Consider the following 13,061-nt stretch of genomic DNA (forward strand, 5'->3'; position numbering starts at 1 on the left):
TTAGAGAACCAATAATTACCGCATTTGTTAATACGCTTGTAAGCTTTAAACCTTCAAGTCTCTTTTTCATACTGTTTCACCCCCTTTTAGTAAAGCAGAGCTGTTAGTAGTAGTTTGCTTTTTATTAAAATCAACCATGATATATTGAATAAAAAGGAAAATCCCAAAATTCATAACAACATCACCAATACTAATGACTTGTTGTTTTGGATACGGTGCACTTAATGGGATAATATCACCTAAGAATGCTAATTTTGTAGACTCAATAATTGCCGTGTGCTTTCCATAAAGACTCGTTTTAAGTGCTTCAGCATACATTGGATCTAAGATTGAGGCAGCATCTAAAGAAACGGGCATTCTCCCTCCGTTAACTGCCATGACAAGGAAATTTAAAAATACACCAATCAAAATAATTGTAAAACCCTTGTAGTGACGGTTGATCCATAAGAAAAACATACCAACAATGTATATGAGGATAAACATATAGTTACTCATTATGCCAAGTAGTGTTATTTTATTTTGGAAGGTAAAAATGAAAATTTGAATAAGTAATAACAACGGGAAAACCCAACCGGATTTAAGCTTGAGAGTAGATAACCCTCTTAAATTACCTTTACGAAAAAAAGCAACAATAACCGCAATAATTATTCCATCGAATACCATTATTTTCACCTGCTAGTTTAATAGTTATATGAAGAAAGATAATTGAAGAAGATTAGTTATAAAGATTCATGAGGAATTTTTCTTTGATGTAATATGAAGATATCGTATCATTCTATTAGATAAATGCAACATTATTTGCTATTATTCGCTAAAAATAAACCAAATTGACCATTTATCGATTGACATATGTAGGTATATTAGTGTATAAAATGACAATGTTTTACACACAATCTAGTTTCTTGGTAGGATAACACCACCTTATCGTCAAGAAAGCTAGCATCTTATGTAATAATTTATGTATAATGAAGAAAAACGTGTAGGAGATTGTCATAAATGGTCGCTTTAAGATATGGAAATAGATCTTTTGTGAAAAATAGCATCATCCTCATTGTATCTTCAACCTTAATCATCATCGTATTTTGGGTCATGTTGTATCTCTTCATTTTTCCTTCAATTAAAGATACCGCCGATACTTCTTTAAAGACACAATTAGAGCTTGTGAAGCAGCATTCTTTGGAAGAAATGAAAGGCCCGATTGATGAGTTAAAAAGCCTATCAAGTGGTTCTTCTTTAATAAACTCATCGCCTGAGTTGGTTTCCCACATGGTAAGAAAGGGCTTTGATAGTTTTAGTCATTTTGAACAGATCGGCTTCATAGACCATAATTTAAATCCAAGCTATAATGTAACAATTGGATCGGTAAATATAAATCATCAAAAACCAATACTACAAATGGAAGATACTGTTTATGAGGATCAAATATTTCTATCGTCCTTTGAATATGGTATAAACACCGCAGTTTCATATTTATCAATATACATACCCGTTTTGGATGAGAATAAGAGATATCATTACCTAAGAGGAACTTTAGAGGTTTCGGACTCCTTCTTTAGCCCACAATATATTAATCAAAGGCTCGGCAACACCGGAAAGGTTTTTTTGGTTGACCGTGAAGGTCAGATCTACCCAGGTAACCAAGTAACGAGTTTTAGTTCTGAATTGCAAGATGAGATACGGAAGCATGTAAGAAGTCGTTTCAATCCTCAAAAAGATGGATTGGATAAAGTACATACCATTAAATTAGCAAATAACAATGAACAGGTCCTAGCTTTAAAGACGCTTTATAACCAATTAACGATAGGGATTGTCTATGATCAGTCTGAGATATACAAAGCAAAGCTTCAATTGAAAAATGGCTTTATTATTGTATCAATTTTACTAGAATTAATAGTTATTATTGTTGGTGTTAGTGTACATAGAAAGCTATCAAAGCCTACATCATTGTTAATTGCGCAAGCTGACAAAATCGCTAATGGGGATTTAGATGCACCACTTCCCACCACAAGGGATGAGGATACTTCTGCAATCATCCATGCGTTACAGAGAGTACTAAATGAACGTGAACGATTATTTATCCAAACAATTGAAGCGATCAGCTCGACTCTTGAAAAAAGGGATTCCTATACAGCAGGACATTCAAAGCGTGTAACAGATATTGCATTAAAAATAGCTGATGAGTTAAATCTGAGTGACAAAGAGAAAAGGACTTTACAGCTTGGGGCAGCGTTACATGATATAGGTAAAGTTGGCGTACCAGATTCAATTCTTTTAAAGACAGGGAGACTCACAAAAGAGGAATATGATGAAATTAAGCTTCATCCTGTTTATGGCGATGATATTATTGCGAATATCAAAAGTTTGAAGCATGTTCGTCCAATTGTACGCTCACATCATGAGCGGTGGGACGGCAAAGGGTATCCTGATGGATTAGCAGAAGGAAATATTGATCTACTTGCAAGGATCACTTGTGTTGCTGATGCGTTTGATGCAATGATTTCTGATCGACCGTATCGAACGGGAATGGATAACAACCTAGCCATTGCAGTAATTACTGAGGAAGCGGGAAAACAATTTGATCCAGTGATTGTTGAAGCGTTTGTTCGTATGGCTAAAAAAGAATATATTACTCCCGACATAATCAAAAAAAGCTCCTGAGATTTCAGGAGCTTTTAGTTACTTTTTAGTGACTGTAGAATCCATATTAAGATGTTCCTTAAGTTTAGTAGATAAGCTTAATCTAGTTTCCTCTGGAACAATCAAATAATAAATACCGTTTATTTTTTGGCCACTACCTGTTAGTTGTAGCTTTTCTAAACTGTGGCGAGCGTCTTTGTAATTGGCTTGAATGTCGACCATTTCAGATAACGTAAGGTTCGTTTTTACATTTTGTCCGACGATGTTGAGCATATCGTCTAATTTTGTGATCGAAGAAATCGTTGCTCCTTCATCGATAACAGCTTGGATGATCTGTTTTTGTCGATCTTGTCGGCCGAAATCTCCACGCGGGTCCTCATATCTCATTCGAGAATATGCAAGTGCTTTTTCTCCGTCAAGTTGAACGGAGCCTTCATTAAAGCTGTATCCACTGTAATCAAATGCGAAAGGATTATTTACTGTCACTCCGCCCACTGCATCGACAATATCTTTGAATCCTTCCATATTAACTTTAACAAAATAATCGATTGGAATGTCCAGAAAGTTTTCTACTGTATCCATTGCCATTTCTACTCCACCGAATGCATAAGCATGATTGATTTTATCATCAAAGCCACGACCTATCATTTCTGTGCGAGTATCACGTGGAATACTAACCATCTGCATTGATTGCGTAGTAGGGTTGATTGTCATCACGATAATTGTATCAGAGCGACCGCGATCATTTTGGCGTTCATCCACACCTAAAATTAAGACTGATATAGGATCTTGCTCTTTAAATTCAACTTCTTTTGTACGTTTTTCAGATACTGTTCGATTGATTGGTTCATGTATCTTTTCAATCGTTTTTTCAACCGAACTATAAATTGAATATGCATAAATTCCAATTCCTAAAACAAATAAACTGAATATACTAAGTGTTATTGTTAACACTTTCCTCTTTTTACTCCATTTCCTCAAGGGACATCTTCCTTCCATAAATCTACAAATTATAACAAAAAGTATAAAGGTTTTTTGACTATGAAACAATGAAATTTTATTTCCTGTGTCCGTTTTAGGATAGTATGAGTGATCAGCAGTTAAATATGTTAAATAAATAGCAAATTGTATTAGTATTGTAGATAAGGCACGATATGTTGATTGGACAAGCTGTTTCTATTATTAGTTTTCCTGATTCAACTTAAATTAAACAAGGCCACACAGATTACAATACAGTCTTGTAACTACTTTTGATTAAGGTTTCCGTGGCACTAGTTCAAATCATGATAATTTCCGAGGAAATTTTACAGATTTTATCAAATTATTGTAAAGTTTTATCAAATAGTGTTGTATAATGATAGAATATTATATGATGTAAATTTAAATTCCAGGCTGATAGAAAACGATCGTTATTCTTACTCTTTATACTCTACCCTTTTGGTAAATGGATAGTTTTATATAAAAAAGGAACTAGGATTTCTTACAGTTTTCAACAACCTGAAACTTTTTGATGGAGGTACTGTTTTGAAAAAATTGAGTTTATTAATCGTAATCGTTCTTTCAATTGCTGCTGTAATTTTAGCAAAATTACAATGGGACGAAAAAATAGCAGCAAATGGAAGTTCGAGTGTAACTAGTATTAAGACAGAAACATCAGGAGAAAGTGCGCCTGCTAAAGAAGAGAAAGAAAATGATTCTGAAAAAGCTAGTATTATGGAGTTAACAAAAAACTTAGATAAAGAAGTTGCTGAGAAAATTGAGCAAGCCTATGATAATGGTGAGCCTTTACATCTTGTGATTTTCGGTTCTGCATCATCACCTGAAGAAGGTGGATGGCCTTCAATGTTTAAGGAAGAAATTGAGAGTACATATGGTGAAGGTTTAATTAACGTAACAATAATGGAATTGGCTGATAAGTCAAGTAGTCAGGTTATTGAGGAAGAATTATATAAAAATGTTATTGGTCTAAATCCAGACATTTTACTCTTTGAGTCATTTATTCTTTATGATAATAGCATAATTGGTAGGGAACAAAGGATAGAAAATTTTAAGTTTCTACTTGATGAATTTCAATCATCTGAATCGAATCCGTTAGTTATATTGCAACCCTCAAATCCACTATTAAATGCAGTGATTTATCCTGCTGATGTGGAAACGGCAGCTGAGTATGCTGAGGAACAAAGCGTTTTGTATTTAAATCATTGGGACGCATGGCCTGACCTGAACTCTCAAGAAATGACCGACTATGTAGATAACGGTATACCAACAGAAAAAGGTCATCAATTATGGGCGGACTATTTAATTAATTATTTTATTGCCAGTGAAGAGGATTCCGAATAAAAAGATGTGTTTAGGTTATAATAGATTCCTTGTTAAGGAATCTTTTTTTTATCTTAAGGTTCTTTCTGAAGGATTGTTGCTAATTCAATGATTTGTAAGTAAGGTACACTAGTTTGCCGGATACTAAGTAAAGAAAAGATATCACTCTACTTGTTTTCTCGTGCTACTAAGCAACAAAATTCACGGAATTAGCCTACTAATAAAACAAATGGGGGAAGGGAATTGAAAAAGATTGTTCAACTAACTATAGTACTTTTTCTCTCGTTAGTTGTTATGGGAAACGAAACGATGGCGGAAAAAATGGTTGTTATTGATGCGGGACATGGTGGGAAGTTTTCAGGTACTTGTGGATATTCCGGAAGAATCACTGGATATTGTGAAAAAGATGCGAATTTGGAGGTATCCTTGAAGCTAAAAGAAGTTCTTGAATCAAAAGGGATATCAGTATTTTTAACGCGTTCAACTGATATGGAATTTGCTGATTTCTTGCGGGATGAGGAAGGTAATACTGAAGGTGGAGATTTTTCAAAGCGTATGGAATTGGCAAACAATTATGTTGGAGAAAATCATGCTAACGCGGTGTTTATCTCTATCCATCATAATGCCAATCCTACAAATCCATTTATCCGTGGAATTGAAACATACTACTATGATGGCTTGAACCACTTTAAACCAGAATATCCTCATGATCCATTACAGATGACATATTTACAGGATAATAAAAGGCTTGCAGAAGAGATACAAATGAATCTTGTTGAAAATCTTAAACAGCCCAATCGAAAAGTACATAATGATCAAAGCTTTTATGTTATCCGAAATGCTAAAATGCCAGCGGTTTTAGTAGAACTAGGATTTATGATAAACAGACATGAAGAGAAGCTAATAAAAACATCTGACTACCAACAAACAGCTGCTAATTCGATCGCAGATGCAGTTGAGCAATATTTCAAAGTATATGAGGTGTATAGTTCGACCCATGAAAAGCTTGGGGCGTTTTCAAAAGAGTCCCAGGCCCTAAAGTTCGCTGAGGAAGTAAAATCTGCAACAACTGTCATTAATAAATACAACCAAAAAGTAGTCTTTGAAAGCAATGCCAAAGCTACCTCACAAGTTAAACTGCCGTAAATGATGAAACCAAACAAACGTTTATTTAAATAGTTAATCAAATGTTTGTTTAAATTAGATTCAAAAAACGTAATGGATATGATAAGTGTTAGGGGTCAAAGTGTGGAAGTATTTGCACCGTGGATTATAAAAATAGTGCATTCACCTAGTGTGGAATGCGCGGAGAGCCGGCTGACTCCTGCGGGATCTAGCGGTCTCGTGAGACCCCGCAGGAGCCAAAAAGCGACGAGGAGGCTCACCGCACGCCCCCCGGAAAGCGAGTGAACTGCAGCGGATGAATCTCCAACTTATGTATTTTCGGGGGAGATCTCAATGCTAATTTGATTAGCACCATGGAGTATGAAAAATACTTAGCTTAGTGTCTAGCTCCAGGCGCTATCGGCTCGGGGTCATAAGTCAATCCATCTAGAAGGTTAAAGAGCAACCTTCTAGACGGCTTGTCTTATGCCTGTCGCCGATGAACGAGCGCCTTCCGCATTTCTTTTTTCAGGGTATACTATTAATATAAAAGGTCATTAACTCTCATTCGAGATGTTAGAAGTATGTATAGGGGTAATAACAATGAAAAATTTGATTTGTACACTTGCATTAATAGGACTATTAACAGCATGCAACAATGAATCTCCCACTCCAGTAAACGAACAAAAAGAAGTAATTAACGAAAACACCAGTCCCGACTTAGAAAACGTGCCACTAATCGAAGCAAATCTCCTTCAATACCGACCTGAGGTGGGTACTAAAAGGACGTATATGAATGGGGAAGATGAAATTTATATACAAGAGGTCATTGCTGCAGATGAAGAATATCTTCAGCTAACCATATCTTTGAGTGGCGCACCAACTACGCATATTTATCGCTGGACAAATAACGAGATTGCCCTGATATATGAAAATTCCTCACCTTCAAATCCAAGGGATAATCTTTTAGAAGAGTTCGAATCGACAGGTGTGATAGAAACTTATATTGATGTTGATGACATTCAGGCAGACTGGCAGCTTATTGGTGCTGATGAAAAAGTGACTGTACCATATGACACATTTAAAAATGTGTTAGTTTTACAAAAAACCACAGATGAAGTTGAAGGTGAAGATACAATCTATACAAGGTATTTTGCCGAAGGACATGGAATGATCAAAGAGACCTTTGAATTAACCGGTGAATATGGTTATAAAGATGAAGCGAATTTGTCTACTGTGGATTCGTTAAAAGAATAAAAAACTGTATCGGAAGTATTGTTGTGCTAATATCACCTGTAATTAGACCATTGGTGTAGGCTGCTTTTGTGGAATTTTATTGCTTTGAAAGGTCTTACAAAAGCATGATAAACTAAGTAGAGTGCTTTCCTTTCTTCCGAAATCTAGACCTTGTGTCAGGAAAAGATAGTGTATTCCACTTCAAAATCGATAGCAACAGTTTTTCAGAAAAAAACCTAGTTATAAAACTCTTAATATAATTGAGTAGGTGTTTATCCATGCAAAAAATTAAAGTAATGACGGTTTTTGGGACGCGGCCGGAAGCGATTAAAATGGCACCGCTTGTGTTAGAATTTCAAAAACACTCTGAGCATATTGATTCGATCGTCACAGTAACGGCACAGCACCGACAAATGCTTGACCAAGTACTTGAGATATTTCAACTTAAACCTGATTATGATTTAAATGTAATGAAAGACAGACAAACATTAAAAGATGTGACGATTCGTGCTTTAGATGGATTAGATGCAGTAATGAAAGAGGAAAAGCCCGATCTTGTCTTGGTCCATGGTGATACAACGACAACATTTGTGGCTAGCTTAGCTGCTCTTTATAATCAGATAACTGTCGGCCATGTAGAGGCTGGTTTGCGTACTTGGAACAAATACTCCCCTTATCCTGAGGAAATGAATCGACAAATGACTGGCGTTATAGCAGATTTGCATTTTGCGCCAACAGCGCAATCAGCAGAAAATCTTCGGTTGGAAAACAAACGTGAAGAAACGATTTTTATAACGGGAAATACCGCAATTGATGCGTTGAAAACAACCGTTCAAGATACATATCAACATGATGTTTTAACTAAGATTGGGGATGCACGCTTAATTTTAGTAACAGCACACCGAAGAGAGAATCTTGGAGAGCCAATGAGAAATATGTTTAGGGCGATCAAGAGGATCGTTAATGAACATGAAGATGTGCAAGTTATTTACCCGGTCCATTTAAACCCAGCCGTCTTAGAAGTGGCTAATGAAATACTTGGCAATGACCCTAGAATCCATTTGATTGAGCCATTAGGTGTGTTTGATTTTCATAACTTTGCCGCTCGAGCATATTTGATACTTACTGATTCTGGTGGTGTACAGGAAGAAGCTCCATCTCTGGGAGTTCCAGTTTTAGTATTAAGGGATACAACTGAGAGGCCAGAGGGAATCGAAGCTGGAACATTGAAATTGGCGGGAACATCAGAAGAAACCATTTATAACCTAGCAAAAAAACTATTAATTGATTCGACAGAGTATAACCTTATGGCTAAATCGTCTAATCCATATGGAGATGGTAAGGCATCTGAACGGATTGTCCAAGCAATTTTATATCACTATAACAGACTAGAGTGCAGACCAGAGAACTTTTAAATGTGGTAGCACTGGGTAATTTTATTTAAATCTAGAGGACAGAAGACGATTCTTCTGTCTTCCTTTTTTATCCTTTTTAGCAAACCCCCTTACCTTTTTTGTGAAAATCATAGATACTAGGTTAGTATTTTATGAAATTCGCATACTAGGAGGGGTGAAACATCAAAGTTTTTCGACAACTAGATTTATTGGCTACTCCTGTTTTAATCATTCTTTTTATTACAATAGGCATGTTTACCAGTAATGGTCATGTAAATGCCTCAGGAATATCTTGTACACCAAGCAATACAGTTAAGCCGGGTAAGCCGGTAGGCTCGGTTCATTTTAACTGGGGAACTGGTAGTCCTGTTTATGGAATGGGAATAAATGATTTTTGTGCTGAGTTTGACAAAGTCGTTTATACAGATGGAAGAGATTATTTCGCCCAAACGTTTGCAGATGATGGTGTAAGAGTAAAACTGAATGATCAGGATATTATTAATCGTTGGAGTAATTCAGCGGGTACTGTTAATCAGACTGCTCTACCAAATCTGAGTGGAAAGCTTACCTTTACCACACAGTATTACGAAAAGTCTGGAGATGCAGCTGTTTTCTCTGATTTAGTACCTTTTGGGTATTGGCTTGCTTATTACTATAATAATGAAACACTATCAGGGAAACCTATAAATGCTAGGACCCTATCATATCAAGATGGTAATCTTGTAGAAGTTATTGGTAAGGATGGAAGAGGTTCGCCGATGCCAAAGACGGAATCGAACTTTGTACAAACTGTAAAGGAAGATTATTTTTCTTCGAAGTATTATACTGCGATGCGCCTTGAAGCAGGAGAATATATTATCACGGCTGGAGCCGATGATGGTGTAAAGGTATTTCTTGACGGTAAGGAAGTCCTCAATAGCTGGAAATCGGGCAAATATCAACAAAGTTCAGTGAAGGTGAAGGTTGCTGATACTAAAGAAGGTGACATTCATTGGCTTGAGGTTCATTACTTTGAGAAGACGGGTGTGGCTAAGCTTGATGTATCGATTGAGCCATTTGTTGAAGATGAATATGTTACTACTGATCAGTGGTTTGCGAAAATTTATCCGAACAAGGATATGAAAGGGATTCCTGTTGTAAAAACAGTAAACAATCTAGATCTAAATTGGGGTACTGGCTCCCCGCACTTTTCAATACCTACGAACCACTTCTCAGCAGTTTTTACGAAAAAAGTAAAAATTGATAAAGCGGGATACTATGATTTTAATGCTCAAGCAGATGATGGAGTTCAAGTGTTAGTTAATGGGCAGAAGGTTATTGATTCTTGGGTGAACAGTAATAACGGCTTAAGAAATGAAGCTGTTTATCTAGAGCCTGGTATTCATACGGTTAGAGTAAAGTATTTTGAAGCAACTGGTGGGGCGAAAATCAAGTTCACTATTACTGCTTTACCAACAGTCTTAAAGAAAACGACTAGTGTAAAGGAAGATTGGAATAGAGGGAAACCACAAACAGGATTCCCGGAAGATCATTTCTACGCAGTCTTTAATCAAAGCCAAAAGCTTCAAGCTGGAGATTATTTTATTCAGTCGTATGCTGATGATGGTGTACGTGTTGAAGTGGATGGCAATTATGTAATTGACCGATGGACGAACGCAGCTGGTAAAACAGATCGTGGATTAATCACAGGGCTTAAAGCAGGAACACATTCTATCAAAACGCATTATTTTGAAAGTGGAGCTGCTGCATATGTTTATTCTGATATCGTTCCCTTTGATAGTTGGTTAGCGTATTACTATAACAATACAACCCTCTCTGGGCGCCCGGCTAATACACGTGTCATCGAACCAAGTAGTAATGGACAGCTTGTTGAATCGATTTCTGATGGTGGTTTAGGTGCACCGATGGATAACGTGAACTCTGATTATTTTACAGCAAAATATGTGACTGCGAAGCGCTTACCGGCGGGAGATTATTTAATTCGTGCAGGTGCCGATGATGCAGTTAAAGTATATGTTGACGACAAGTTAGTTCTTGATCGTTGGACGGCTAGTAAATACAGACAAGACACAGTAAAAGTAAATCTTGCAAACACTGATAGTGGAAACGTGCATTGGATTGAAGTTCATTATCTCGAAAAAGCGAGGTATGCCCAGCTGGATGTGACCATTGAGCCTTATGATGAAAATACCAGAGTAACTGAAGCGGGTTGGATTGGTGAAATTTACCCTACTATTATCGACCCTTATAGGAAGCCAAATATTAATGTTGGTTCATCGATTCCTTTTGTTATTGGTGATCAGTCGGCCATCGAAAACCTTGATTTTTCATGGGGAAAGGGCTCTCCACACACGAAGATTCCAAGCGATCATTTTTCGGCCATTTTTAAACGGAAAATTACGTTAGCAGAAACAGGCACTTATACGATTCAAGCAAGAGCTGATGATGGTGTGATTGTTGAGATTGATGGAAAAAGAGTCATCGATTCTTGGAAGCCAAGTAGCAATGGATTACGAGAAGTGAAAAATTATCAATTATCTGCTGGCACACACGATGTGAAGGTATATTATTCAGAACTAACAGGTTCTGCGGCATTAAAGTTTGATTTTATACAAGAAACTGGAAAGATTATTAATTATACGAACTATAACTACTCCGTATCAGACATGGTAAATATTCAAACAGGACTTTTTACTCCACCCCAAACTGATAAAAAGTATGATGTGTTTGTTAGAGAAGATGCACTTACTTTGGACAATCCTGACAATCCTAAAACAGGGACAGCAAAAGGATCTGATTGGAGGGTTCGTGGCGGCCCAAGTACGAGTTTCTGGAATGTTGGAACACTGAAGGAAAATGAAAAAGTCAATATTTTAGGTAAGTCTCCTAAAGATCATTCAGGTTATTTTTGGTATAAAATTCAATATAACCGAACTTGGGTTAATGCGAGTCCGGAAGACGTTTCTTATTATGTAAATCCAACTAACTTTGGGCAAGATACAGCTTCATACTTCCAGTTCCTCGTTTTATCACAGAGTGCGGGATTAAGCGTTAACGAAGTGAATGATAAGATCCTAAGAGGCAAAGGAATGCTTGATGGCAAGGCTAAAGCATTCATTGATGGCGGAAGTGCTTATAATATCAATGAAATTTACCTTTTAGCACATGCATTACTTGAAACCGGAAATGGTACATCTGAACTAGCAAAAGGAATCTTAGTTAGTGAGGTTGGTGGAAAACCTGTAGAGCCGAAACTAGTTTATAATATGTATGGTATTGGTGCCGTAGATGTTTGCCCAAAGAAATGTGGTTCTGAATATGCATATAAAGCGGGTTGGTTTACACCAGAAGCGGCCATCATTGGTGGAGCTGATTTTATCGCAAAAGGTTATATCAATAATGGACAAGATACTCTCTATAAAATGAGGTGGAATCCTGCGAACCCTGGTTCTCACCAATATGCAACAGATATGGGCTGGGCTTATAAACAGGTAAATCGAATCAAATCTCTTTATGATTTACTAGATTCATATACGTTGATTTTTGATGTCCCCAAATATAAATAAATTATTATTAAATAAAGGATTAAACCTAGCTCACAGAGAAGTGCTTCTCTGTGGGTTTTTTATAAGAAAGGAGGATGTGATTAAATGGATTCTCGAAAAAAGTTCGGAGATTTTGTGAACCAGTCAACTTATAAAAGTAATGTGAATAAAACAAAGCTCAAAGCAACCCTTAATCGTCGTGATTATCAAGAGGGTGAGCTCGTTTGTTTTGAATTCAAGTTGGAGAATCAAACGGAAAAGGAGGTAACACTTACTTTCTCCTCTGGACAGGAATATGACTATGTTCTTCAACATGAAGAGATCGGAGTGATAGAACAATTCTCAGAGGGCAAATTTTTTATACAAGCGTTTAAAAACCTAAATATAGGAAAAGGTGAAGCAAAAATTTATTCTATTAGTTTTCCAAGTCTTAAAAAAGGGACTTATTCCTTAATGGTTTGGAGTACTGCTTTAGAAGTAAAGGTATTGAAGCAAAGTGTAAAATTTACAATTTAAATACATAGTATTGATAATCGAAATCAATCTTTCCAAATACTTTTACAATATAATTATATGGAATTATTTAGGGTGATAGGGAAAATCATTGTAAAGAAATCTTACATATGTAAACAAAATGTTTCAAAAATAAGAATAAATTGTAAAAAAACGTTTAAAATTGTTTGACTATTGTATTTATTGTGATTATACTAAAATAGTAAAAAATTAAAATAATTCAAGGAGTTGGTAGTCTAGTAATTTTTTGGATATTTGGTAGATAGTTCATTTTTAATCGGAACAATGAACTATACATCAAAGGTGAAATTGC

At 36.2% G+C, this 13,061-nt stretch carries 9 protein-coding genes; 7 read left to right on the forward strand and 2 right to left on the reverse strand.

The annotated features are described in order from the left end of the window. Positions 1-66: 66 nt before the first annotated feature. A complete protein-coding gene (locus BK579_RS04410) occupies positions 67-663 on the reverse strand; it encodes a DUF5317 domain-containing protein (protein WP_078543802.1) in 597 nt (198 codons plus the stop codon). A gap of 333 nt (positions 664-996) precedes the next feature. Between BK579_RS04410 and BK579_RS04415 the strand changes: the two genes are divergently transcribed. After that, entirely contained in the window at positions 997-2,658 is a 1,662-nt protein-coding gene (locus BK579_RS04415) for an HD-GYP domain-containing protein (protein WP_078543803.1), read from the forward strand. Positions 2,659-2,676: 18 nt separating this feature from the next. On the opposite strand, the gene tagU is transcribed toward BK579_RS04415, so the two are convergent. Then, on the reverse strand, positions 2,677-3,636 hold the full coding sequence (tagU, locus tag BK579_RS04420; RefSeq protein ID WP_139365166.1) for a polyisoprenyl-teichoic acid--peptidoglycan teichoic acid transferase TagU: 960 nt from the start codon (positions 3,634-3,636) through the stop codon (positions 2,677-2,679). 525 nt (positions 3,637-4,161) lie between these two features. Between tagU and BK579_RS04425 the strand changes: the two genes are divergently transcribed. The 6 genes from BK579_RS04425 to BK579_RS04450 all read left to right on the forward strand — a co-directional run bounded on the left by BK579_RS04425 (position 4,162) and on the right by BK579_RS04450 (position 12,751). Then, a complete protein-coding gene (locus BK579_RS04425; protein ID WP_078543806.1) occupies positions 4,162-4,977 on the forward strand; it encodes an SGNH/GDSL hydrolase family protein in 816 nt (271 codons plus the stop codon). Between the two features lie 222 nt (positions 4,978-5,199). Continuing rightward, the gene (locus BK579_RS04430) at positions 5,200-6,102 is read left to right on the forward strand and encodes an N-acetylmuramoyl-L-alanine amidase family protein (RefSeq protein WP_078543808.1); all 903 of its coding nucleotides are present in this window, start codon (positions 5,200-5,202) and stop codon (positions 6,100-6,102) included. A 561-nt stretch (positions 6,103-6,663) separates the two neighbouring features. After that, on the forward strand, positions 6,664-7,317 hold the full coding sequence (locus tag BK579_RS04435; protein ID WP_078543809.1) for a hypothetical protein: 654 nt from the start codon (positions 6,664-6,666) through the stop codon (positions 7,315-7,317). Positions 7,318-7,574: 257 nt separating this feature from the next. Continuing rightward, positions 7,575-8,711 (forward strand): non-hydrolyzing UDP-N-acetylglucosamine 2-epimerase, encoded by a 1,137-nt coding sequence (wecB, locus tag BK579_RS04440; protein WP_078543810.1) that lies wholly within the window; start codon positions 7,575-7,577, stop codon positions 8,709-8,711. A gap of 188 nt (positions 8,712-8,899) precedes the next feature. After that, entirely contained in the window at positions 8,900-12,256 is a 3,357-nt protein-coding gene (locus BK579_RS04445; protein WP_078543812.1) for a PA14 domain-containing protein, read from the forward strand. An 84-nt stretch (positions 12,257-12,340) separates the two neighbouring features. Then, a complete protein-coding gene (locus BK579_RS04450; protein WP_078543813.1) occupies positions 12,341-12,751 on the forward strand; it encodes a BsuPI-related putative proteinase inhibitor in 411 nt (136 codons plus the stop codon). Positions 12,752-13,061: the final 310 nt, after the last annotated feature.

This window comes from Litchfieldia alkalitelluris (genome assembly GCF_002019645.1).
GTDB classification, from domain to species: Bacteria; Bacillota; Bacilli; order Bacillales; family Bacillaceae_L; genus Litchfieldia; species Litchfieldia alkalitelluris.

Excerpts from the sequence above, each read along its gene's own strand:
- BK579_RS04410 (WP_078543802.1), bottom strand. The coding sequence starts at position 663 with ATGGTATTCGATGGAATAATTATTGCGGTTATTGTTGCTTTTTTTCGT.
- BK579_RS04415 (WP_078543803.1), top strand. The coding sequence starts at position 997 with ATGGTCGCTTTAAGATATGGAAATAGATCTTTTGTGAAAAATAGCATC.
- tagU (WP_139365166.1), bottom strand. The coding sequence starts at position 3,636 with ATGGAAGGAAGATGTCCCTTGAGGAAATGGAGTAAAAAGAGGAAAGTG.
- BK579_RS04435 (WP_078543809.1), top strand. The coding sequence starts at position 6,664 with ATGAAAAATTTGATTTGTACACTTGCATTAATAGGACTATTAACAGCA.
- wecB (WP_078543810.1), top strand. The coding sequence starts at position 7,575 with ATGCAAAAAATTAAAGTAATGACGGTTTTTGGGACGCGGCCGGAAGCG.
- BK579_RS04450 (WP_078543813.1), top strand. The coding sequence starts at position 12,341 with ATGGATTCTCGAAAAAAGTTCGGAGATTTTGTGAACCAGTCAACTTAT.